The organism is Streptomyces sp. NPDC037273, assembly GCF_055603625.1.
The window spans coordinates 125,761-149,044 of the sequence record NZ_JBVJVO010000002.1; the positions used below are offsets into that span (position 1 = coordinate 125,761).

Consider the following 23,284-nt stretch of genomic DNA (forward strand, 5'->3'; position numbering starts at 1 on the left):
CTCACCTTTTTCCGTGCAAGGAGTCCGTACCCCATGACGTCCACGGTGCCCACGACCGCCGTCCCCCACAGCGACGGCCAGCCGCCGATCACCATGTTCGGTCCGGACTTCCCGTACGCCTACGACGATTTCCTGGCCCACCCGGCCGGGCTCGGCCAGATACCGGCCACCGCGCACGGCACCGAGGTCGCCGTCATCGGCGGCGGGCTCTCCGGCATCATCGCCGCGTACGAGCTGATGAAGATGGGCCTCAAGCCCGTCGTCTACGAGGCCGACCAGATCGGCGGACGCCTGCGCACGGTGGGCTTCGAGGGCACCGGCACCGAGGGCCTGACCGCCGAGATGGGCGCCATGCGCTTCCCGCCCTCCTCGACCGCGCTCCAGTACTACATCGACCTGGTCGGCCTGGAGACCACGCCCTTCCCGAACCCGCTCGCCGAGTCGACCCCGTCGACCGTCGTCGACCTCAAGGGCGAGTCGCACTACGCCACCACCGTCGACGACCTGCCGCAGGTCTACCGCGACGTGATGAACGCGTGGAACGCCTGCCTGGAGGAGGGCGCCGACTTCTCCGACATGAACCAGGCCATGCGCGAGCGCGACGTCCCGCGCATCCGCGAGATCTGGGCCAAGCTCGTCGAGAAGCTCGACAACCAGACCTTCTACGGCTACCTCTGCGAGTCCGAGTCCTTCAAGTCCTTCCGGCACCGCGAGATCTTCGGCCAGGTCGGCTTCGGCACCGGCGGCTGGGACACCGACTTCCCGAACTCCATCCTGGAGATCCTCCGCGTCGTCTACACCGAGGCCGACGACCACCACCGCGGCATCGTCGGCGGCTCGCAGCAGCTGCCGCTGCGCCTGTGGGAGCGCGAGCCGGAGAAGATCGTCCACTGGGCGCAGGGCACCTCGCTCAGCTCCCTGCACGAGGGCACCCCGAAGCCGGCCGTCACCCGGCTGAACCGGACCGCCGGCAACCGCATCACCGTCACCGACGCCTCCGGCGACATCCGCACCTACCAGGCGGCGATCTTCACCGCCCAGTCCTGGATGCTGCTCTCCAAGATCGCCTGCGACGACGCGCTGTTCCCGATCGACCACTGGACGGCGATCGAGCGCACCCACTACATGGAGTCCTCGAAGCTCTTCGTCCCCGTCGACCGGCCGTTCTGGCTGGACAAGGACGAGGAGACCGGCCGGGACGTCATGTCGATGACGCTGACCGACCGGATGACCCGCGGCACCTACCTGCTCGACGACGGCCCGAACAAGCCGGCCACCATCTGCCTCTCGTACACGTGGTGCGACGACAGCCTGAAGTGGCTGCCGCTCTCCGCGAACGAGCGGATGGAGGTCATGCTGAAGTCGCTCGGCGAGATCTACCCGAAGGTCGACATCCGGAAGCACATCATCGGCAACCCGGTGACGGTCTCCTGGGAGAACGAGCCCTACTTCATGGGCGCCTTCAAGGCCAACCTGCCGGGCCACTACCGCTACCAGCGCCGTCTGTTCACGCACTTCATGCAGGACCGGCTGCCCGAGGACAAGCGGGGCATCTTCCTCGCCGGTGACGACATCTCCTGGACGGCCGGCTGGGCCGAGGGCGCGGTGCAGACGGCGCTCAACGCGGTCTGGGGCGTGATGCACCACTTCGGCGGCGCCACCGACGGCACCAACCCCGGTCCGGGCGACGTGTACGACGAGATCGCCCCGGTCGAACTGCCGGAGGACTGATCCCGGTCCGGAGCCGTACGGTTCAGGGCCTGGTGAGCGGCGTGAGCAGCATCCGCCCCACCAGGCCCACCGACCGGTCGAGCCGCTCCGTGAACTCGGCCGCGAGCTCCGGCAGCCCGCGCAGCTGCCACAGCGAGCGGGCGGCGAGCCAGGCCCCGTCCCGGGCCCGGTCCAGGCTCCAGCAGCCGAGCAGATGCGTCAGCGGGTCCGCGATCTCCAGGAGGTCCGGGCCCGGCATCAGTTCCTCCCTGATGCGCTCCTCCAGGAGGACCAGGATGTCGCCGACCCGGTCGAACTCGTCCTCCAGGTCGGCGGGCGCGCACTCCAGGATGCGGCAGGCGTCGACGACGGCGAGTGCCAGGTCGTGCCCGATGTGCGCGTTGATCCCGGCCAGCGCGAACTGCAGCGGCCGTACGCCGGGATGCCGCCGGTAGTGGAAGAGGGGCCGCCAGCAGGCGGGGGCGGGACAGCCGGTGGCGACCGCGTCGACCGCCGCGAGGTACCGCTCCGCGAACCGTACGTCGAGGGTGGCGGCGGCCCGCCGGTCGGCGAAGGTGCCGGCCTCGATGGCGTGGCCGATCTCCTCGGTGACGGTCAGATAGACCCGGTTGAAGACGGCGACGCCGTCGGCCGGATGCCAGGCCGAGCGGAGGGACCGCATCCGGTCCACCACGGGGTCGACCGCGAGGAAGGGCCCGATCCGCTCGGTCCGCTGTCCGATCTGCTGGGTCTGCGCCATGGGGGCAGGCTCCCAGGCAGCGGGCCCGGGAGGGAACCTCCCGGGCCCGGCTTACCCAGAACGGGCGAATCACTCAGTTCTTCGACGCGCCGTCCGCGCTCTTCTCGTACGAGCTGGTGCCGGAGTCGAGCAGCGGCTCCTGCTCCTTGAGGTGGGCGGGGGCGAAGGCCCGCAGCACGTGGTAGCCGGTGATGACGACGATCGTGCCGAGCGCGATGCCGCCCAGCTCGAAGGTGTCGGTGAAGGTCAGCTTCACGCCGCCGACGCCGATGATGATGCCGGCGGCGGCCGGGACCAGGTTGAGCGGGTTGCGCAGGTCGACCTTGGCGTTGATCCAGATCTGGGCGCCGAGCAGGCCGATCATGCCGTAGAGGATCACGGTGATGCCGCCGAGGACGCCGCCGGGGATCGCGGCGACCACCGCGCCGAACTTCGGGCAGAGGCCGAAGAGCAGCGCGAAGCCGGCCGCGGCCCAGTAGGCGGCGGTCGAGTAGACCCGGGTGGCGGCCATGACGCCGATGTTCTCGGAGTACGTGGTGTTCGGCGGGCCGCCCACGGCGGTGGACAGCATCGAGGCGGCGCCGTCGGCGGCGATCGCGGTGCCCAGCTTGTCGTCCAGGTTGTCGCCGGTCATCTCGCCGACGGCCTTGACGTGTCCGGCGTTCTCGGCGATCAGGGCGATGACCACCGGCAGGGCGACCAGGATGGCGGACCACTCGAAGCTCGGTCCGTGGAAGGACGGCAGACCGATCCAGTCGGCCTTGCCGACACCGGAGAGGTCGAGCCGCCAGTGGTCGGTGACCTGGCCGCTCGGCGACATCGAGTGGATCTTGCCGAAGACCAGGTCGAGGATCCACGAGAGGCCGTAGCCGAAGACCAGGCCGAGGAAGATCGCGATCCGCGACCAGAAGCCGCGCAGACAGACCACGGCCAGACCGGTGAACAGCATCACGAGGAGAGCCGTCCACTGGTCCTGCGGCCAGTACGTGGCGGCCGTCACCGGCGCCAGGTTGAAGCCGATCAGCATCACGACGGCGCCGGTCACGATCGGCGGCATCGCCGCGTGGATGATCCGCGCGCCGAACTTCCGTACCGCGAGACCCGCCAGGAACAGCACCGCGCCGACGACCAGGACCGCCCCGGTCACGGTGGCGCTGGTGCCGCCGGAGGCCCGGATCGCGGCGGCGACGCCGACGAAGGAGAGCGAGCAGCCCAGGTAGGACGGGACCGTGCCGCGGGTCGCCAGGAGGAAGATCGCGGTGGCGACACCGGACATCATGATCGCCAGGTTCGGGTCCAGACCCATGAGGACCGGGGCGACGAAGGACGCCCCGAACATGGCCACGACGTGCTGGGCGCCGAGTCCGACCGTACGGGGCCAGGAGAGCCTTTCGTCCGGCCGGACGACGGCTCCGGGAGCGGGTGTTCTCCCGTCGCCGTGCAAGGTCCAGCGCACGCCGAGGTTCATGAGGTCGCTCCCGTTCTCCGGTTCCGGCGGCCGTGTCACGACCGCAAAAGATCAGCCACATGCTATGCGCCGCCGCAGGCCGGAGCCGTTCGACCGCCGCCGGGACGCGGTCGTACGGGACCCCCTAGCCGACGGGGGCGGGCGCCGCGGGCGCCTTCTCGCGGGTGCCGGTCCGCAGGACGCCCGCGCCGAGCACGAGGCCGAAGGCGAGCAGGGTGACCAGGCCGAAGGAGAAGACCAGGGAGGTCGCGTCGGCGATGCCGCCGATCGCGGAGGGGGCGATGAGCCCCGAGGTGTACGTGATGGTGGCGACGCCCGCGATGGCCTGGCTGGGGTTCGGACCGCTGCGCCCGGCCGCGGCGAAGGCGAGCGGGACGACGACCGCGATCCCGAGTCCGATGAGACCGAATCCGGCCATCGCGACGGCGGCGTGCGGGGCCAGGACCACCATGACGCCGCCGAGGGTGGCGACCGCGCCCCCGACCCGTACGGTACGGACCGCGCCGAAGCGGTCCACGACCCGGTCGCCGGCCAGCCGCGCCACGGCCATCGTCAGGGCGAAGGCGGTGGTGGAGGCGGCCGCGAGCCCGGCCGAGCTGCCCAGCTCGTCGCGCAGGTAGACCGCCGACCAGTCCAGGCTGGCGCCCTCCGCGAAGACTCCGCAGAAGCCGATGGCGCCGATGATCAGCGCGGACTTCGGCGGCAGCGAGAAGCGCGGCGGCGGCTCCTCGTCCGGGGTGCTGTGCACGTCCAGGACGCCCTGGCAGAAGACCAGGCCGAGCGCGGTGAGGACCAGGGCGGCGATCAGGTGGTGGAGGCGGGCGTCGCCGCCGAGGTGGGCGGCGACGGTGCCGGCGGCGGAGCCCAGCAGGGCGCCGACGCTCCACATGCCGTGCAGGCTCGACATGATGGACTTGCCGAGCCGGTTCTCGGTCTCGACGCCGAGCGCGTTCATCGCCACGTCGGACATGCCGGCCGTCGCCCCGTAGACGAAGAGCACGCCGCACAGCCCCCAGATGTTCGGGGCGAGCGAGGGCAGGATGAGCGCCAGGGTCCAGAGGCTGAGCAGGCCCCGCAGTGCCCGCCGGGCGCCGAAGCGGTGGGAGACGGCGCCCGCGAGCGGCATCGCGAGGGAGGCGCCGAGCGCCGGGAAGGCCAGCGCGAGCCCGAGCTGGCCGGCGCTCACCCCGGCGTGCTCCTGGATCCAGGGGATCCGGGTGGCGAAGCTGCCGGTGACGGAGCCGTGGACGCAGAAGACGGCGGCGACGGCGAAGCGCGCCCGCCGCAGGCGTTCGGTGCTGGTGACGGTCTCTGCCGCCATGGGTCCCTCCCCGTGTCGTCGTGTGTCGCGTAAACTATCAGGAACCCTGCCTGATAAATAGTGGGCGGGAGAGAGCCCGGGCCGCGACGGTCCGGGCGGGGTTCCGGCGCGGAGCCCGTACACGAGTCTGAGAGGATCGCCGCATGGCCGCATCCCCGAGCACCGCACGGGCCATCAACGACCGGTCCGCCCTGCGACTGCTCCAGGACGAAGGTCCGTTGACGGCCACTCAGCTGAAGACGCTCACCGGCCTCTCCCGGCCGACCGTCGCCGACCTCGTCGAGCGGCTCCAGGACTCCGGCCTCGTCCACGTCGTCGGCGAGTCCGGGGCCGAGCGCCGGGGCCCCAACGCCAAGCTGTACGGGATCGTCGCCGACCGCGCCCACCTCGCCGCCCTCGACGTGCGGATGAGCTCGGTCTCCGTCACCGTCGCCGACCTCGTCGGCACCACCCTTGCCGAGGCCTCCGTCCCGGTCGGCGACGACGCCGGCGGCACGGGACCCGCCGTCGACAAGGCCGTCGCCCTCCTGGAGCGGACCGCCGGCGCCGCCGGAGCCGACCGGCTGCACAGCGTCGCCGTCGGCGCTCCCGGCCTCATCGACCCCGCCACCGGCGAACTCCGCGACTCCTCGGGCCTGCCCGCCTGGCACCGCCGTCTCGTCGCCGTCCTCCAGGAACGGCTCCCCGCCCACGTCCTGGTCGAGAACGAGACCAACCTCGCGGCCGTCGCCGAACTCCGCGAAGGCGCCGCCCGCGACCGCGAGGACTTCGTCCTCCTCTGGCTCGGCCAGGGCGTCGGCGCCGCCCTCGTCCTCGGCGGCCGCCTCCGCCGGGGCGCCTCGGGCGGCGCCGGAGAGATCGGCTTCCTGCCGGTCCCCGGCACCTCGGGCCTTCCCTCGGCCACCGGCTGCGACGGCGGCTTCCACGAGCTCGCCTCCGCCGCGGCCATCGCCTCCCTCGCCGCCGCCCACGGCCTCGACCCGGCCACCGCCCTCACCTCCGGCCACGGCCCCTTCCTCGACGCCCTCGCCCAGCGCCTCGCGATCGGCGCCGCCGCCGTCGTCTCCGTCCTGGACCCCGGCTGCCTGGTCCTCGCCGGTGAGACCGGGCACCACGGCGGCCCCGCCCTCGCCGACCGCGTCGAGTCCGCCCTCGCGGCCCTCTCCCCCCTCCGCACGGAGGTCCGCGCCACCACCCTCGGCGACTCCGCCGTCCTGCGCGGCGCCCTCCTCCAGGCCCGCGACGCGGCCCAGGACCAGCTGTTCCCGTAAAGGTCCGGGGAACGCGTCCGCGCCGCGCCCCGGACAGGGGGGCGCGGCGCGGAGGGGGCCGGCGGCGGGCAAGGGCCGTGAGCGTCCGCCGCCGGGGATCTCAGGAGGTGGGGGTCAGCAGGTGCCGAGGTCCTTCCAGACGCCCCACTGGCCGGTCGTGCCCGGCTCCTCGTTCTGGGTCCACCACTGGGCCTTCCACTTGTGGCCCTTGTGGGAGACCTCGTTGCCGGCGTTGTAGATGGTGCCGGCCACGTATGCCGGGGTGGTGCAGCCCGTGGTGGGCGGCGTCGTCGGCGGGGTGGTCGGAGGCGTCGTCGGGGGAGTCGTCGGCGGGGTGGTGGGCGGGGTCGTCGGCGGCGTGGTGGAGCCGGGCTCCACGACCGTCGTGCCGCGCGCCAGGTCACCGGCGAGGGCGTACGTCGTGCCGTTGATGTTCACCGTCCAGTTGGAGGGGGTGGACACCGGCAGGTAGTAGTTGAACGCCAGGTCGACCGTCGCGCCCGGGGCCAGCGACTGCCAGGCCGGGAGCTTCAGGGAGACGCGGTGGAAGTCGCCCTTCAGGCCGCCCACGTTCGAGCCCGTGTGGTCGCTGCTGATCACCTTGGTGCCGAAGCCGGACTGGTCGGAGGCGTTCGACGGGGCGGAGGTGCCGTAGTCGAACTGGAACTCGGTGCCGCCGGGCAGGGTCGCCGCGGTGTTGTTGGTGATCTTGATCTTCGGCGTGATCGGGTAGTTCGAGTCGCCCAGCTTGAACTCGGTGAACTGGGTGTCGATCTTCACGGCCTGGGTCGGCAGCGCCTTGTTGGACTTCTTCGCGCCGTACGGGGTGGCCGCCTTGAACTTGTCGTACATCAGCGAGGTGAGCGTGGAGCCCATCTCGTACTGGCCCTTGGCGGCGTTCCAGGCGTAGTCGCCGGCCATCTCCCAGACCATGGTGCCGCCGATGCCGCGGTCGACCACGTAGTCGGCCTTCGCGGCCACGGACTGCTCGTCCTCGGTGGAGAGGAAGACCTTCTTCTGCGCGTTCCACAGCCACGGCGCGACCAGGGTCGAGTCGTACTTGCGGGCGTAGGTGCCGGTCAGGGTGGTGTTCGCCGGGAAGCCGTACTGGGTGACGTAGTCGCCGACGATCCCCTTCTCGAGGTTCTTGGCGTGCCACATCGGGTTGGAGCCCGCGGGCGACTCGACGCCGTTGGTGTCCTTGTCGTGCCAGAGGTTGTCGATGCCGCTGGCGCCGTCACCGCACTTGGTCAGGCCCGCGCCGGCCGGGCAGGTGGTCGCGGTGGCCTTGCCCCACAGGCCGTCGGTGCCGCCCTGCACGTTCTTGTGGCCGCGGGTGTAGTACGGCAGGCCGATGTTGATGCGGCCGGCCGGCATGGAGCCGCGGAAGTAGTGGTACGCCCAGTCGGTGTTGAGGTAACCGATGTTGCCGTACTGCGAGGAGCCGTAGACGTTGGCGGCGGCGAGCTCGCCGTCCTTGCCGTCGTCGAAGAGCGAGGCGTTGGGGCCGACGTACTCGTTCCAGGCGCCGTGCAGGTCGTAGGACATGATGTTGACGTAGTCCAGGTACTTCTGCATCTGGAACGTCTCCATGCCGCGCAGCAGGTAGCCGGAGGAGGGGGCGGCGACGGTCAGCATGTAGTGCTTGCCGTCGGTGGCGCCGGCCGTGTCCAGCTTCTCGCGCAGGGACTTCATGAGGGCCGCGTAGCCCTGGACGAGTCCGGCGCGGCGGGCGTTGGAGAGCTGCCAGTCGAGCGGGTTTCCGGCGTCCTTCATGGTCGTCGGGTACTCGTAGTCGATGTCGACGCCGTTGAACCCGTACTTCCGGATGAAGTCGACGGCCGAGGTGGCGAAGGTGTCGATCCCGGCCTGGTTGACCGAACCGTCGGCGTTGGTGGCCATCGAGTAGAAGCCACCGGAGTTGACCCGGTCGCCGTTGTCCGCGAAGTAACCGCCGGTCTCCGCCCAGCCGCCGACCGAGATCAGCGTCTTGACGCTCGGGTGCTGCTTCTTGAACTTGTTGAGCAGGTTGAAGTGGCCCTTGTACGAGTACGCCGGGTCCATCTCGGCGCCCGCGACACCGGGCCAGGTCATCCCGGTGGCGGCGTTGTCCGGGCCGTCGGTGCCGACGGACAGTTTGTTGTCGCCGCCGATGTGGCCGAAGGCGTAGTTGATGTGGGTGACCTTCTCCCACGGGATGTCCTTGGCCAGGTAGGCGGGCTGGCCGTTCTTGCCGGTCCGCCAGCCGGTGAAGTAGCCGATGACGCGACGCTGGTGGTCGGCGCCCATCTTCTCGCGGCCCTCGGTGTCGTAGACCGAGCAGTAGGGGACGTCGACGCCCGGCGTCTTGTAGAGCCCGTCGGGGCGACAGGACTCGTTGTCGGCCGCGTACGAGACGCCGCCCGCGAGCGAGCTGAGCAGCAGTCCGGCGACGGCCGCTCCGGAAGCGAGCAGCGAGGCTCTCTTCGTGGTGGGGGACAACACGATCGGTTCCTCCTGGGGAGGTGGAGAACACAACGAACAAGGGGGTGGGTCGTGTTGGGCCCGTGGAGTGCGCACGCCGGCGGACCGTTACCTCTGAGGTGACTCGGAGATTAAGAGGACTAGACCAGTGCGTCAATAGGTCTGGACCATCGAAGACTTCTCTGCCAGTCTGTGAGCCAGCCCACAGGGACTCGACCACATCGCCTCGCGGCGTCCGTGGCACACTGGCCCTGTATCAGCAGCAGCGCACTCCGGGGTCGGTGTAATTCCGAACCGGCGGTATAGTCCGCGACCCGTCCGCAGCCAGCGGCCGGTTGACCAGGTGAGATTCCTGGACCGACGGTGAAAGTCCGGATGGGAGGCAGTGCGCGGCGGGTGACCCCTCTCAGGGGTGCGCCGGCCGTACGTCCGCTGGTCGCCGTCTCGCGAGAGATCCGGCGTACCCGTGCGGACGCGGCCTTCCGGCGCACCCTGCGCGAGGCGTCCCACCCGCTCTCTGTCGTCATCGACAGCCCCGGAGTCCGTGCCCGAAGAGGCAGGAGGACCCGGTGGCCCAGCAGGCCGACACCACCGCCATGCGACGCGCCGTCGAGCTCGCCGCACGCGGTCTCGGCGCGACCAGCCCCAACCCCGTCGTCGGCTGCGTCATCACCGACGCCTCCGGCCACCAGGTCGGCGAAGGCTGGCACCAGCGCGCCGGCGGCCCGCACGCCGAGGTCCACGCCCTGCGCGAGGCCGGCGTCCTCGCCCGCGGCGGCACCGCCTACGTCACCCTCGAACCCTGCAACCACACCGGCCGCACCGGCCCCTGCGCCCAGGCCCTCATCGAGGCCGGGATCAGCCGGGTCGTGTACGCGGTCGGCGACCCGAACCCGCAGGCCACCGGCGGTGCCGACACCCTCCGCGCCGCCGGCGTCGAGGTCGGCCAGGGCCTCCTCGAAGACGAGGCCGAAGCCGGCAACATCGCCTGGCTCACCTCCGTACGCCGCGGCCGCCCCTTCGTCCGCTGGAAGTACGCCGCCACCCTCGACGGCCGCATCGCCGCCGCCGACGGCACCTCCCGCTGGATCACCTCCGCCGAGTCCCGCGCCGACGTCCACCGGCTGCGCGCCGAGGCCGACGCCGTCGTCGCCGGCTCCGGCACCGCCCGCGCCGACGACCCCCATCTGGCCGTACGCGGCATCGACGGAGCCGTACAGCCGCTGAGGGTCGTCGTCGACACCGAGGCGACCGCAGTGAAGCCCGGCGCCCGGGTCCTCGACGACGCCGCCCCCACCCTGATCGCCATCGCCGAGGACGCCGAGACCCCGCTCACCGAGGTCGTACGCCTCCCCAGGGCCGAGCGCGGCATCGAAGTCCCCGCCCTCCTGGACGCCCTGTACGAGCGCGGCGTCCGCTCCGTCCTCCTCGAAGGCGGCCCCACCCTCGCGGGCGCCTTCGTCGCCGCGGGCGCCGTCGACCAGGTCGTCGGCTACCTCGCCCCCGTCCTCCTCGGCGCCGGCCCGCAGGCGCTCGCCGACGCGGGAATCGGCACCATCACCGAAGCGTTGCGGCTCGACATCACCGAGACCGTCCGCATCGGCCCCGACCTCCGTATCACCGCCACCTTCAAGGGAGCCTGACCGTGTTCACCGGAATCGTCGAAGAACTGGGCGAGGTCGTCGCCGTCGAGCAGCTGGAGGACGCCTCCCGCTTCCGGCTCCGCGGCCCCCTGGTCACGGAAGGCGCCCAGCACGGCGACTCCATCGCCGTCAACGGTGTCTGTCTCACGGTCGTCGAGTTCGGCGACGGCGAGTTCACCGCCGACGTCATGGCCGAGACCCTCAAGCGGTCCAGCCTCGGCGCCCTCGCCATCGGCTCCCGGGTCAACCTGGAGCGCCCCATGGCCGTCGGCGGCCGCCTCGGCGGTCACATCGTCCAGGGCCACGTCGACGGCACCGGCACGATCCTGGAGCGGACCCCGTCCGAGCACTGGGAACTCGTCAAGGTCGGCCTCCCCGCCCACCTCTCCCGGTACGTCGTCGAGAAGGGCTCGATCACGGTCGACGGCGTCAGCCTCACCGTCGTCGAGGTCGCCGACGACTGGTTCACCATCAGCCTCATCCCCACCACCCTCGACCTGACCACGCTCGGCATCAAGCAGTCCGGCGACCCGGTCAACCTCGAAGTGGACGTCATCGCCAAGTACGTCGAGCGGCTGCTCGGCACCGACGCCAAGGAGAACGAGAAGTGAACTGGCTCAACTCCGAGGCGTTCACCGTCTTCGGCCAGCACATCCTCTGGTCCGACATGATCGGCAACACGATCGGCCTCATAGCCCTCGCGCTCGGCTGGCGCCGCTCCATCTGGACCTGGCCCGCCCAGTTCCTCTCCGGCGTCATCCTCTTCATCGCCTTCGCCGCCGGCCACCTCGCCGGCAGCGCCGGCAAGCAGGTCGTCGTCATGCTCGTCGCCGCCTGGGGCTGGGCCCAGTGGAACCGCGGCCGCCGCAACGCCCAGGACGGCTCCATCGCCGTCCGCTTCGCCACCTGGCGCGAACGCGGGCTCCTCGTCGGCGCCGCCGCCCTCGGCACCGTCGCCGTCGCGCTGCTCTTCACCGCCTTCCCGACGCTGTCCTGGGACCCCTGGCCCGACGCGTACATCTTCGTCGGCACCGTCGTCGCCATGTACGCCCAGTCCCGCGGCATGGTCGAGTTCTGGTTCGCCTGGCTGCTCGTCGACCTCGTCGGCGTCCCGCTGAACTTCGCCAACGGCTACGCCTTCTCCGGCTTCGTCTACGTCATCTACGGCGCCCTCGTCCTGTGGGGCATGCGCGACTGGTGGCTGCGCTCCCGCGCCACCACCGTCCTGGAAGGAGCCCACGCATGAGCACCCAAGACCTCTGGGACGGCGACCTCGCCCTCGACCCCGTCGAGCAGGCCATCCGCGACATCGCCGCCGGCCGCCCCGTCGTCGTCGTCGACGACGAGGACCGCGAGAACGAGGGCGACCTCGTCATCGCCGCCGAGAAGGCGACCCCCGAGATCGTCGCCTTCATGATGAGCGAATGCCGCGGCCTGATCTGCGCCCCCATGGAGGACGAGGAGCTCCAGCGCCTCCAGCTCCCGCAGATGGTCGAGCACAACACCGAGTCGATGCGGACCGCCTTCACCGTCTCCGTCGACGCGAGCCCCGCGCACGGCGTCACCACCGGCATCTCCGCCGCCGACCGCGCCACCACCCTGCGGATGCTGGCCTCCGGCAGCCACGAGCCCTCCGACTTCGTCCGCCCGGGCCACATCTTCCCGCTCCGCGCCAAGCCCGGCGGCGTCCTCGTCCGCAACGGCCACACCGAGGCCGCCGTCGACCTCGCCCGCCTCGCGGGCCTCCGCCCGGCCGGCGCGATCGTCGAGATCGCCGGCGAGGACGGCGTCATGCTGCGGCTGCCCGAGCTCGTCCCCTTCGCCCGCAAGCACGGCCTCACGATCATCTCCATCGAGGACCTGATCGCCTACCGGCGCTCCGCGGAGCCGACCGTCCGCCGCGAGGCCGAGGTCCGCCTCCCCACCGCGCACGGCGACTTCACCGCCTACGGCTACCGCTCCACCGTCGACGGCGTCGAGCACGTCGCCCTCGTCCACGGCGAGATCGGCGACGGCCAGGACGTCCTCGTCCGGGTCCACTCCGAGTGCCTGACCGGCGACATCTTCCAGTCGCAGCGCTGCGACTGCGGCCCCCAGCTGCACACCTCCATGGACCGCATCACCGAGGCGGGCCGCGGCGTCGTCGTCTACCTGCGGGGCCACGAGGGCCGCGGCATCGGCCTGCTCTCCAAGCTCCGCGCGTACGAACTCCAGGAGCGCGGGCGCGACACCCTCGACGCCAACCTGGAGCTCGGACTGCCCGCCGACGCCCGCGACTACGCGGCCGGCGCCCAGATCCTCGCCGACCTCGGCGTCCGCGGCCTGCGGCTGATGACCAACAACCCCGACAAGGTCGAGGCCCTCACCCGGCACGGCCTCACGGTCGAGGGCCGCGAGCCCATGCCGGTCACGGCCGGCGAGCACAACCTCGGCTACCTGCGCACCAAGCGGGACCGGATGGGCCACGACCTGCCCTGGCTGGACGGCTCCCCGGCCTCCACCTGCGGCAACCAGTAACCACGAACGTACGACCGGCTAGGAGAATCATGAGCGGCAAGGGCGCACCCGTCCTCAGCGTGAAGAACTGCGGCGACCTCCGGGTCGCGGTCATCGCGGCGCAGTGGCACGAGAAGATCATGGACGGCCTCGTCGACGGCGCCCTGCGCGCCCTGAGCGAGCTCGGCATCGACGAACCGACGCTGCTGCGCGTCCCCGGCAGCTTCGAGCTCCCGGTCGTGGCGAAGGTGCTCGCCGGGCGCGGCTACGATGCCATCGTGGCGCTCGGCGTCGTGATCCGCGGCGGAACGCCGCACTTCGAGTACGTGTGCCAGGGCGTCACCCACGGCCTCACCCAGGTCTCGATCGACACCGGCGTACCCGTCGGGTTCGGTGTCCTCACCGTCGACAACGAAGAGCAGGCCCTCGACCGGGCCGGCCTCGAAGGATCCTCCGAGGACAAGGGCCACGAAGCGGTCACCGCCGCCGTCGCCACCGCCACCACGCTGCGCACGGTCAGCGAACCCTGGCGCTAGGTACGCGACCCCAACCCCGTACTCTTAGGACCATCATGGCGAACGGAACCCGCAAGACTTTCGAAGAGCTCTTCTCCGAGCTCAAGCTCAAGGCAGAGACCGGCGACCCGGCCACCTCCCGCACCGCGGAACTGGTGGACAAGGGCGTCCATGCCATCGGCAAGAAGGTCGTCGAGGAGGCCGCCGAGGTCTGGATGGCCGCCGAGTACGAGGGCAAGGAAGCGGCCGCCGAGGAGATCTCGCAGCTGCTCTACCACGTCCAGGTGATGATGGTCGCCCGCGGGATCTCGCTCGACGACGTCTACGCCCACCTCTGAGCACACCCGTCCCACCCGTTCCGAAGTTCCCAGGCAAAGGAAGCTGACCTCATGCTGCGCATCGCCGTCCCCAACAAGGGTTCCCTCTCCGGACCTGCGTCGGCCATGCTCCATGAGGCCGGCTACCGCCAGCGCAAAGAGTCCAAGGAACTGGTGGTCATCGACCCCGATAACGAGGTCGAGTTCTTCTACCTGCGGCCCAAGGACATCGCGATCTACGTCGCGTCCGGCAAGCTCGACATCGGCATCACCGGCCGTGACCTGCTCCTGGACTCCGGCGCCAGCGCCGAGGAGATCCTCGCGCTGAACTTCGGCCGCTCCACCTTCCGCTACGCCACCCGCCCCGGCACGGCGAACGGCCCCGAGGACTTCGGCGGCATGACGATCGCCACCTCCTACGAGGGCATCGTCGCCAAGCACCTCGCCGACCAGGGCATCGACGCCTCCGTCGTCCACCTCGACGGCGCCGTCGAGACCGCGATCCAGCTGGGCGTCGCCCAGGTCATCGCGGACGTCGTCGAGACCGGCACCAGCCTGCGCAACGCCGGCCTCGAGGTCATCGGCGAGCCGATCCTCACCTCCGAGGCCGTCGTCGTCCGCCGCCACGGCGCCTCCGACGACCACCCGCAGGTCCAGCAGTTCCTGCGCCGCCTCCAGGGCGTCCTGGTCGCCCGCTCGTACGTGATGATGGACTACGACTGCCGCGCCGAGCACCTGGAACAGGCCGTTGCCCTCACCCCGGGCCTCGAGTCGCCGACCGTCTCCCCGCTGCACAACGAGGGCTGGGTCGCCGTCCGCGCGATGGTCCCCGCCAAGGAGGCGCAGCGGATCATGGACGACCTGTACGAGATCGGCGCGCGCGCCATCCTCACCACCGCCATCCACGCCTGCCGCCTCTGACGGCCCGGCCCGTACGAGCACCAGGCACCGAGGAACCCCCGATGTCCCAGTCAACGATGCCCGCCCTGCCGGTCACCTTCCGGCCCGGCCGCACCCGGGCGGTCCTGCTGACCGTGGGCACCGCGATGTTCACCGTCATCACCGCCGTCGCGCTGCTCCTGGAGCGGCTGGGGCCGGGGGAGCGGGTCAGCTTCGTCTTCACGGCCGCGCTCCTCTTCGGGGTGCTCATCCTGCTGAGCCGCCCCAAGGTCGTCGCCGACCAGGACGGCGTCACGGTCGTCAACATCACCAGGACCCGGCGGCTCGCCTGGGCGGAGATCCTCAAGGTCAACCTCCGCCCCGGTGACGCCTGGGTCTTCCTCGACCTCAGCGACGGCACCAGCCTGCCCGCGCTCGGCATCCAGCCCGGCATCGCCAGGGAAGCGGCGATCCGGGACGCGCGGGCCCTGCGGGCCCTGGCCGAAAGCCACGGCACGGTCGCGGAAACCCGCTGAGACCAGGGGAACGACCGGGGGCCACCCCGATCCGTCCCCCATCCGGGGCTGACCCCCTGCCCTTCGGGGCATGCACGTGACTACTCTGGAGACGGTGGTGCCGAGCGGCACCACCGTCTCGCGTGTGCAGGGCCGCTGCCGCGGCCCGCGAGACCACCCTTCGACCCGAGGAGTGACTCCCTCCAGCAATGGACGGATCGTCCGGTAGTACCTGCGCCGCCCCCTCCCAGGAGGCGGCGGCATGATCATCTCCCTTCTGCTGCTCTTCGCGGCCTTCCTCCTGATCCTCGCCAACGGCTTCTTCGTGGCCGCCGAGTTCGGCCTCGTGACCGTCGAGCGGGCCGAGGCCGAACGGGCCGCGGCCGCCGGCGACCGGCGGGCCCGCACCGTCGTCACCGCGCTGCGCGAGCTCTCCTTCCAGCTCTCCGGCACCCAGCTCGGCATCACGATCACCTCGCTCGTCGTCGGCATGCTCGCCGAGCCCGCGCTCGCCGGACTGCTGCACGGCCCGCTCACCGCCACCGGACTGCCCGAAGGGGCCGTCTCCGGAATCGCGGTGGTGATCGGCATGCTGCTCGCCTCCGCCGTCCAGATGGTGGTCGGCGAGCTCGTACCGAAGAACTGGGCGGTCTCCCGGCCGCTCCAGGTCGCCCGCTTCGTGGCCACCCCGCAGCGCCGCTTCTCCGCCCTCTTCCGGCCGGTGATCGCCCTGCTCAACCGCGTCGCCAACCGGCTCGTCCGGCTCCTGGGCGTCGAGCCCACCGAGGAGCTCGACTCCGTGCGGACCCCCGGCGAGCTCGTCTCGCTCGCCCAGCACTCCGCCCTGGCCGGCACGCTCGAACAGGACACCGCCGAACTCTTCGTACGGACCCTGTCCCTCGGCGGACTCACCGCCGAGCAGGTCATGACCCCGCGCGTGAAGGTGAGCGCCCTCCAGTGGGACGCCACCGCGGCCGACGTCCTCAACCTCACCCGGGCCACCGGCCTCTCGCGCTTCCCGGTCTACCGCGACCGCATCGACGAGATCGTCGGCATGGTCCACCTCAAGGACGCGCTCGCCGTCGCCCCGCACGCCCGGCTGCGCACCCCCGTCGGCCGGATCGCGGTCCCGCCGCTCCTGGTCCCCGGGACGCTCCCCGCACAGCCGCTCCTGGAGCGGCTGCGGCGCGAACAGCCGATCGCGGTGGTCGTCGACGAGTACGGCGGCACGGCCGGTGTCGTCACCCTCGAGGACATCGTCGAGGAGCTCGTCGGCGAGGTCCGCGACGAGCACGACACCCTCGCCGACGGACGCCCCGAACTGGCCGCCGCCCCCGCCGAGGACGGCCGCGCCGCCTGGGAGGCCGACGGCTCCTGCCGGGTCCACACCCTGCGCCGGATAGGCCTCGACGTGCCCGACGGGCCATACGAGACGGTCGCCGGCCTCGTCGCCGACCTCCTCGGGCGGATCCCCGCGCCGGGGGACCGGGCCGAACTCCCCGGCTGGCGGTTCTCGGTCCGCCAGGTCGACCGCTACCGGGCCGAGCGCGTCCGGATCGTCCGGACCGAACCCGACCAGGACGCGGACCCCACCGGGGCCTCCGCCACCGCCCCGCTGGTCACCGGAGGCGCCCGATGAGCACCCTGCAACTGCTCTTCGCCGTCCTCCTGGTCCTCGCCAACGGCTTCTTCGTCGGAGCCGAGTTCGCGCTCGTCTCCGTCCGGCGCAGCCAGATCGAGCCGCTCGGCGGGGCGCGGGCCAAGCAGGTCCTGCACGGTCTGGAGAACCTGCCGCAGATGATGGCGGCCGCCCAGTTCGGCATCACCGTCTGCTCGCTGACCCTCGGCGCGGTCGCCGAGCCGACCGTCGCCCACCTCCTCGAACCCGTCTTCCACACGGTCGGGGTGCCGGAGGCGCTGATCCATCCGCTCGGCTACGTCATCGCGCTCGCCGCCGTCGTCTTCCTCCACCTCGTCATCGGCGAGATGGTGCCGAAGAACCTGGCCATGGCCGCGCCCGAGCGGACCGCGCTCTGGCTCGCGCCCGGCCTGGTCGGCTTCGCCCGGCTCTGCCGGCCGGTGACGGCCGCGCTCGGCGCCTGCGCCCGGCTGGTCCTGCGGGCCTTCAAGGTCGAGCCGAAGGACGAGGTGGAGGCGGTCTTCACCAGCGCCCAGCTCGGCCGGCTCGTCGAGGACGCCGGACAGGCCGGACTGCTCGACCCGGTCGAGCAGGAACGCCTCGAAGACGCCCTGGAACTGGGCAGCCGCCCCGTGACGGACGTCCTCATCGCGCCCGCGTCCCTCGTGACGGTCCCCCCGTCCGTCACCCCGCGCGAGATCGAGGAGCTGACCGTAAGGACCGGGTACTCCCGCTTCCCGGTCCGCGCCGACGCCCACCACACCTTCATGGGCTTCGTGCACGTCAAGGACGTCCTCGACCTGGAGGAGCGGGAGCGGGCGGTGCCGCAGCGGCTCTGGCGGCCGATGGCCACCCTCCGCGCCGAGCTCCCGCTCGACGACGCCCTCACCGTGATGCGCCGCGCCGCGACCCATCTGGCGCAGGTCGCGGACGGCTCGGGCCGCGTCCTCGGCCTCGTCGCCCTCGAGGACGTCCTGGAGATGCTGGTGGGCGAGGTCCGCGACCCCGCCCACCGCGTCCAGGAGGCGCGGGTCTAGGGGGTGTCCGGCGGATCAGGGTCGGACAGGCCCTAGTAGCCCGGCTCCTGCTGAGGGCCGCGGTCCGTCGGACCGCGGCCCGACAGGACCTCGCCGTACGCCTGCATGAGGTCGGGCAGCCTGAGGGTGGCGAGGTCCTCCCGGGTCAGGGTGCCCGGGTAGCCGGAGAGCCGCAGGTCGCGGTAGGCGCAGGACTTCTCGTACAGGGTGCGGAGGAAGCGGCCGTTGCCCAGTTCGTCGATCCAGCCCTGCTCGACCACGTGCCCGCTGATGGAGCGCAGCTCGTCCAGGGCCTCCTCGTCCCAGCCGTCGCCGTCGGCCGCCGCGAGCACCTCGCCGATGGCGGTGAGCTCCAGGGGCCGGTACGAGGGGAAGTCGACCCGGGTGGTGAAACGGGAGGAGAGCCCCGGGTTGGTGTTGAGCAGCCGGTCCATGCCCTCGGGGTAGCCGGCCAGGATCACCACGAGGTGGTCGCGGTTGTCCTCGGCCCGTTTCAGGAGGACCTGGAGGGCCTCGTCGCCGTAGGCGTCGCCCTTGCTGTAGCCGGTGTTCGAGAGCGCGTAGGCCTCGTCCACGAAGAGGACCCCGCCGACGGCCGAGTCGATCAGCTCGTTGGCCTTGACCGCCGTCTGCCCGAGGAACTCGCCGACCAGATCGGCCCGCTGCGCCTCCACGAGATGGTCGCCGCCGAGCAGCCCGAGCGCGTAGAAGACCCGGCCCAGGATCCGGGCGACGGTGGTCTTGCCGGTGCCGGAGGGGCCTGAGAACACGAAGTGCCGTTTCGGCGGCTGGACCGGAAGCCCCTGCCCGGCGCGCAGCCGCGCCATCTCCAGCTGCGCCGACAACGCCTTGACCTGGCGCTTCACCGGTTCGAGGCCGACCATGCCCTCCAGCTCGGCGAGAGCCTCGGCGAGCAGCACCGGATCGGTCGGCCCGGCCGGGAAACGCGGCGGCACCGGCTGGTGGGGGACCGGAGCCTTCTGCCGTACGGTCTCCGGCGGGGTGACCGGCACGGGCGGTACGGGCTCGGGGGCGAGTCGCAGGCCGTCGCCGAGACCGCCGGCATCCGGCTCCGCGCCCGGCACGGTCTCGCCGGCGTCCTGCCCGAGGCCCCCGCCGAAGGTGCCGAGCGCGACCGTCGCGAGCCCGGCCGGGTCGTCCACGCCGTCGTAGCCCTCGAAGCCGTCGTACTCGGCGATCGCCGCGAGACGCGCCGCCGTGTCCATGAACGCCGGGTCGATCCGGTGCACGGCCCGGTAGAGCGGCAGGGCGGCGGCGCTGCGACCGGTGCCCTCGTGGGCCCTGGCGAGCCAGTACCGCAGCTCCTTGCGCTGCGGCTGCTCGCTGCGGCAGCGCATCAGCGAGGCGGAGAGCAGCGGTTCGGCCTGGCTGTACATCTCCAGGCGCACCCGGGCCATCCCGCCGAAGAGCCCGGCCTCGATGCCGAGCAGCGGGTCGTCCACGAGGGTCTCGGTGTGCCGGACGAGCTGGTCCCAGTCCTTGACCAGATAGGCCCGGCAGGCGTGCAGAAAGCGGACCTGGGGGTCGGTGTCGACCGGCGGGAGCCCCGCAAGGGCCCGGTCGAGCTCCGGCACGTGCCGCCCGTCGAGCCAGTGGGAGGCGTGCGCGAGCAGCAGGTCGCGCGGGCTCTCCAGGACCGGCTGCACCCACCAGCCGAGCCAGTACCAGGAGTTCAGGGTGCGCCGGTACCGCGACCGCTGCTCGCCGAAGCGCTCGCGGTTCCGGTACATGCGCAGCAGCGCGGTCGTGGTGTCGACCCTGAGCGCGTGCAGCCCGAGCCAGGCGTCCGCCATCCCGGGATCGATCCGTACCGCCGTCCGGAACTCGTCCTCCGCCTGCGGGTAGGCGCCCATCGTGTAGGCGTCGACTCCGCGCAGCCAGGCGAGCTCGGCCGGGGCCTGCGAGCCCTGCGTGCCGATGTCCATCGGGTCCCCCACAACCGTCATCGCATGGACGGGATTTGACCGCACCTGCGGGCATCGTACCTGCGCAGGGGGTGTGTGCTTAAGGAGAAGCGCATGATCCGGAAGCGGTGACCCTGGGTGAGCATCAGGGGTCGCCAAGGGCCCTCGAAGAGGCCTTGAAAGGCCCTCGAAGGGGCCTCGAAGGGCAGAACGAAGCCCCCGATCACGGGGGAACAACCGGGGGCTTCGTGTCCGCGGCGGCTCCGAAAAGCCGCACATTCAGAACGTAAGACCAGTACGCCCCTTGGGTCAAGCGGAGTTGAGGCACTTGCGGAAGTGGACTTCCGGCCGCTCAGTTCACGGACATGAAGCCGTCACGGTGCGTGATGATCTGGTCCGCGCCCGCTGTCACACCGGGCCCTGGAAGCCAGTCGTACCCCTCCCCGCACTCACGTACCAACGTGTCGGCGGCGGCCCGCGAAGGGTCCTCGGCGAAGTGGCGAGTCTCCGCCACGGTCCAGCCGTCCCAGAACGCGGACTGCTCCTCCCCGTCCCTGCGCCGCCCCCGCGCCCACGACTCCTCCGCCCCCCGCTCCATCCACAACAGCCACGCCAGGAACGGCCGTACCGCCCGCCGCCCCGCACCCACCCCCTCCACCAGCACCACCGGCGCCGCCGGCAGCTCCCTTCCCGCCCCGAAGCACCTCAGCCGCCAGTCGTACGGCCGGTACACGGCGGTCTCACCCCGCGAGAACGGCTCGATCACCTGCTCCCGCAGCCGCCCGGTCCACTCGAACAACTCCTCGTGCGTGGCCAGGTCGTCCAGATGCAGCACCGGCGCACCCCCCAGCGCCACCGACAGCCGAGCCGCCAATGTCGACTTCCCCGACCCCGCGTGCCCGTCCACCCCCACCAGCCGCACCGGACCGCAAGAAGGCTCAAGCCGAAGCAGCGCCCGCGCGGCGCGGTCCAGGTCATCCATGCCCCCAGCCTAGGCGAGCCCCACACCGCCCCAGGTCAGCGCCGTGCCACCGCCCCGCCACCGCCACAGGTCGAGACCAATATTGCTCCGCCGACGCGTGCCGAAGTGCTGGCGAAGGCCGGGTGCCGGCGGCGATAGTGGGTCGGCGGCGGCAGGGGCCGTACGACTGCTGGGACCCATGCGCGTGCGTGCTCCCCGCCAGGCCCCGCCCGCCCCGCACTTCTGCCACGCCCCGCCCGCGCACCGGTCCGCAAGCCCACCGTTCTCGTCGACTGGGGGTCACCGCCCATGACCAGTTCCACCCCGCGCAGAACCGTCCTCGCCGCCGCGCTCGCGGCAGCCGCGGGAACGGCCGCGACCGCCGCCCCGGCCGCCGCCGCCCCCGACTGCTCCACGGCCGACTGCCCCGACACCTCCGACCAGGCCGACGACCGAGGCCACGCCCCGGCGGCCGGGCTCGTCGACAACCGCTTCTGGTCCACCTACACGGACTGGCGATGCGGCTCCGCGGCCGGCACGAAGGCGGTCAGCGGCCGCCGCCCCGGCCTGGTCATCGCCACCCCCGCGGGACGCGTCGACCACACCGACCCGCACACCGGACGGACCGCCACCTGGGAGTACGCGAGCTGGACCTCCCCGGTCCACACCTCCACCGTCCCCGCCACCGAGGCCATCGCCTCCTGGAACGCCCACACCCCGTCCGGCACCTGGCTCCAGGTCGAACTCTCGGGCGCGTACTCCGACGGGACCGCGACCCCCTGGTACGTCATGGGGCGCTGGGCCTCAGGCGACGAGGACATCCGGCGCACCTCCGTCGACGACCAGACCGACGGCAAGAGCACGGTCTGGACCGACACGTTCGCCATCGACGACGCCGCGAGCGGCCTCCGCCTCCTGTCCTACCGCCTCCGCCTCACGCTCTACCGCACCCCCGGCAGCGGCCTCACCCCGACGGTGTGGCGCCTCGGCGCCATGGCCTCGGACGTCCCCGACCGCTTCACCGTCCCGGCCTCCACCCCCGGCCTCTCCCGTGAACTGATCGTCCCGCGCTACTCGCAGAACACCCACGTCGGCCAGTACCCGGAGTACGACAACGGCGGCGAGGCCTGGTGCAGCCCCACCTCCTCCCAGATGATCGTCGAGTACTGGGACCGCCGCCCCACCGCCGACCAACTCGCCTGGGTCGACCCCGCCTTCGCCGACCCCCAGGTCTGCCACGCCGCCCGTTTCACCTACGACCACCAATACCAAGGCTGCGGCAACTGGCCCTTCAACGCCGCCTACGCCGCCACCTACCCCGGCATCAACGCCCTCGTCACCCGCCTCCACTCCCTCACCGAACTCGAATCCCTCATCCGCGCCGGCATCCCCGCCATAACCTCCCAGTCCTTCCGCAAAGAAGAACTCACCGGCGCCGGCTACGGCACCTCCGGCCACCTCATGACCGTCATCGGCTTCACCCCCACCGGCGACATCATCGCCAACGACCCCGCCTCCCCCACCAACAACGCCGTCCGCCGCGTCTACCCCCGCCGCGAATGGGAGAACATCTGGCTGCGGACGAAGAGGTACGACGCGAACGGCAAGGTCAGGGGCGGTACGGGCGGTGTCTGCTACCTCTTCTGGCCCACCGAACCCACCCCCACCCAGCACCACACCCTCCGCGCCCTGGGCCTCCTCTGACCCCTAGGACAGGAAGTGCCGGACGTCGGATGTCAGGGCGGACATCTGCTCACCGGCCTCCACCCAGGTGGTGACCGAGGTGCTCCAGTCGCCCGCCGTGCCCCGCCACGGGCGAATCGTCCAGGTCAGGCCGATGTGGCCGCCGGAGCGGAAGACGGCGGAGACGGCGAGGTCGCGGTCGTCGGTGTGCCAGGTGCGCTCGCCTTCCCAGCCCCGGTAGTCGGCGGCCAGTTCCTCCAGGAACGTGCTGAGGTCGCTGTCCCAGGTCCAGGCGACGACCTCGTTCACCCGGGCGGTGAGGCCGGGGGCCCAGGCTTCGACGGCGTAGTGGACGGAGTCGCGGTCGAAGCTGAAACGGTCGCGGAAGGTCACGCCCACGGCTGCGTTGTCCTGGCAGCGGATCGTCACGGTGGGCTGGTCGTCGGGGTCGTCGGCTGGGGATGACATGTGCGGAACGTTAGGCCAGCGGGGCCTTGATCGTCATGCCGATGGGGCGTCGGCGCCGTGTGGCAGGGCTTGGGCGGGTTCGTGGCGGCGGTTCGAGGGGGCCGAAATGCCGTTCTCTGATTGTGACTTCAGGGGCGGATGTTGTCCGGAAAGGCGGTTCGCGTGGCGTGGGGGTTGAACTACCGTTCGGTAGCGCAGGGGGGTGGGGTCGGT

General features: G+C 71.6%; 20 protein-coding genes and 1 riboswitch. Of the genes, 13 read left to right on the top strand and 7 right to left on the bottom strand.

The genetic code is table 11. The annotated features are described in order from the left end of the window. Positions 1-33 precede the first annotated feature (33 nt). Entirely contained in the window at positions 34-1,731 is a 1,698-nt protein-coding gene (locus tag ACZ7G1_RS05795; RefSeq protein ID WP_470879281.1) for a flavin monoamine oxidase family protein, read from the top strand. Between the two features lie 22 nt (positions 1,732-1,753). Here ACZ7G1_RS05795 and ACZ7G1_RS05800 read toward each other — a convergent pair whose 3' ends face one another. The 3 genes from ACZ7G1_RS05800 to ACZ7G1_RS05810 all read right to left on the bottom strand — a co-directional run bounded on the left by ACZ7G1_RS05800 (position 1,754) and on the right by ACZ7G1_RS05810 (position 5,259). Beyond that, positions 1,754-2,470, bottom strand: a complete 717-nt coding sequence (locus tag ACZ7G1_RS05800; RefSeq protein ID WP_470879283.1) for a DUF5995 family protein — start codon at positions 2,468-2,470, stop codon at positions 1,754-1,756. A gap of 73 nt (positions 2,471-2,543) precedes the next feature. Then, complete coding sequence (locus ACZ7G1_RS05805) at positions 2,544-3,938, bottom strand: uracil-xanthine permease family protein (protein ID WP_470879285.1); 1,395 nt, start codon at positions 3,936-3,938, stop codon at positions 2,544-2,546. Between the two features lie 124 nt (positions 3,939-4,062). Then, a complete protein-coding gene (locus ACZ7G1_RS05810; protein WP_470879287.1) occupies positions 4,063-5,259 on the bottom strand; it encodes an MFS transporter in 1,197 nt (398 codons plus the stop codon). 143 nt (positions 5,260-5,402) lie between these two features. On the opposite strand from ACZ7G1_RS05810, the gene ACZ7G1_RS05815 reads away from it, so the two are divergent. After that, positions 5,403-6,530, top strand: coding sequence for an ROK family transcriptional regulator (locus ACZ7G1_RS05815; RefSeq protein ID WP_470879289.1), 1,128 nt, complete (start codon positions 5,403-5,405; stop codon positions 6,528-6,530). 114 nt (positions 6,531-6,644) lie between these two features. Here the strand turns inward: ACZ7G1_RS05815 and ACZ7G1_RS05820 are convergent, their stop codons facing one another. After that, positions 6,645-9,014, bottom strand: a complete 2,370-nt coding sequence (locus ACZ7G1_RS05820) for a chitinase C-terminal domain-containing protein (protein WP_470879290.1) — start codon at positions 9,012-9,014, stop codon at positions 6,645-6,647. 242 nt (positions 9,015-9,256) lie between these two features. Next, a riboswitch (FMN riboswitch) is annotated at positions 9,257-9,386 on the top strand. A gap of 176 nt (positions 9,387-9,562) precedes the next feature. Here ACZ7G1_RS05820 and ribD point away from each other — a divergent pair. The 10 genes from ribD to ACZ7G1_RS05870 all read left to right on the top strand — a co-directional run bounded on the left by ribD (position 9,563) and on the right by ACZ7G1_RS05870 (position 18,034). Continuing rightward, positions 9,563-10,636 carry a bifunctional diaminohydroxyphosphoribosylaminopyrimidine deaminase/5-amino-6-(5-phosphoribosylamino)uracil reductase RibD gene (ribD, locus tag ACZ7G1_RS05825; RefSeq protein WP_470879291.1) on the top strand — a complete coding sequence of 358 codons (1,074 nt, stop codon included), beginning with the start codon at positions 9,563-9,565 and terminating at the stop codon, positions 10,634-10,636. Positions 10,637-10,638: 2 nt separating this feature from the next. Further along, on the top strand, positions 10,639-11,247 hold the full coding sequence (locus ACZ7G1_RS05830; protein WP_470879292.1) for a riboflavin synthase: 609 nt from the start codon (positions 10,639-10,641) through the stop codon (positions 11,245-11,247). After that, positions 11,244-11,882 carry a nicotinamide mononucleotide transporter family protein gene (locus ACZ7G1_RS05835; protein ID WP_470879293.1) on the top strand — a complete coding sequence of 213 codons (639 nt, stop codon included), beginning with the start codon at positions 11,244-11,246 and terminating at the stop codon, positions 11,880-11,882. Before ACZ7G1_RS05830 ends, ACZ7G1_RS05835 begins: the two co-directional genes overlap by 4 nt. Further along, complete coding sequence (locus ACZ7G1_RS05840; RefSeq protein WP_470879294.1) at positions 11,879-13,153, top strand: bifunctional 3,4-dihydroxy-2-butanone-4-phosphate synthase/GTP cyclohydrolase II; 1,275 nt, start codon at positions 11,879-11,881, stop codon at positions 13,151-13,153. The genes ACZ7G1_RS05835 and ACZ7G1_RS05840 overlap by 4 nt, the downstream gene beginning before the upstream one ends. Before the next feature lie 29 nt (positions 13,154-13,182). After that, on the top strand, positions 13,183-13,668 hold the full coding sequence (ribH, locus tag ACZ7G1_RS05845; protein ID WP_024760819.1) for a 6,7-dimethyl-8-ribityllumazine synthase: 486 nt from the start codon (positions 13,183-13,185) through the stop codon (positions 13,666-13,668). A 35-nt stretch (positions 13,669-13,703) separates the two neighbouring features. Next, complete coding sequence (locus tag ACZ7G1_RS05850) at positions 13,704-13,985, top strand: phosphoribosyl-ATP diphosphatase (protein ID WP_470879295.1); 282 nt, start codon at positions 13,704-13,706, stop codon at positions 13,983-13,985. A 51-nt stretch (positions 13,986-14,036) separates the two neighbouring features. Next, positions 14,037-14,885 (top strand): ATP phosphoribosyltransferase, encoded by an 849-nt coding sequence (hisG, locus tag ACZ7G1_RS05855; protein ID WP_024760817.1) that lies wholly within the window; start codon positions 14,037-14,039, stop codon positions 14,883-14,885. Positions 14,886-14,926: 41 nt separating this feature from the next. Next, positions 14,927-15,379, top strand: coding sequence for a PH domain-containing protein (locus tag ACZ7G1_RS05860; RefSeq protein ID WP_470879297.1), 453 nt, complete (start codon positions 14,927-14,929; stop codon positions 15,377-15,379). Between the two features lie 241 nt (positions 15,380-15,620). Next, positions 15,621-16,997, top strand: a complete 1,377-nt coding sequence (locus ACZ7G1_RS05865) for a hemolysin family protein (RefSeq protein ID WP_470879299.1) — start codon at positions 15,621-15,623, stop codon at positions 16,995-16,997. Next, complete coding sequence (locus ACZ7G1_RS05870) at positions 16,994-18,034, top strand: hemolysin family protein (RefSeq protein WP_470879301.1); 1,041 nt, start codon at positions 16,994-16,996, stop codon at positions 18,032-18,034. The genes ACZ7G1_RS05865 and ACZ7G1_RS05870 overlap by 4 nt, the downstream gene beginning before the upstream one ends. A 32-nt stretch (positions 18,035-18,066) precedes the next feature. On the opposite strand, the gene ACZ7G1_RS05875 is transcribed toward ACZ7G1_RS05870, so the two are convergent. Further along, complete coding sequence (locus tag ACZ7G1_RS05875; protein ID WP_470879336.1) at positions 18,067-19,980, bottom strand: AAA family ATPase; 1,914 nt, start codon at positions 19,978-19,980, stop codon at positions 18,067-18,069. Between the two features lie 331 nt (positions 19,981-20,311). Beyond that, positions 20,312-20,941: a uridine kinase family protein gene (locus ACZ7G1_RS05880; RefSeq protein WP_470879303.1), complete on the bottom strand. Its 630-nt coding sequence runs from the start codon at positions 20,939-20,941 to the stop codon at positions 20,312-20,314. Positions 20,942-21,229: 288 nt separating this feature from the next. On the opposite strand from ACZ7G1_RS05880, the gene ACZ7G1_RS05885 reads away from it, so the two are divergent. After that, the gene (locus ACZ7G1_RS05885) at positions 21,230-22,624 is read left to right on the top strand and encodes a peptidase C39 family protein (RefSeq protein ID WP_470879305.1); all 1,395 of its coding nucleotides are present in this window, start codon (positions 21,230-21,232) and stop codon (positions 22,622-22,624) included. A 3-nt stretch (positions 22,625-22,627) separates the two neighbouring features. Here the strand turns inward: ACZ7G1_RS05885 and ACZ7G1_RS05890 are convergent, their stop codons facing one another. Beyond that, complete coding sequence (locus ACZ7G1_RS05890; RefSeq protein WP_470879307.1) at positions 22,628-23,071, bottom strand: DUF6228 family protein; 444 nt, start codon at positions 23,069-23,071, stop codon at positions 22,628-22,630. Between the last annotated feature and the right edge of the window lie 213 nt (positions 23,072-23,284).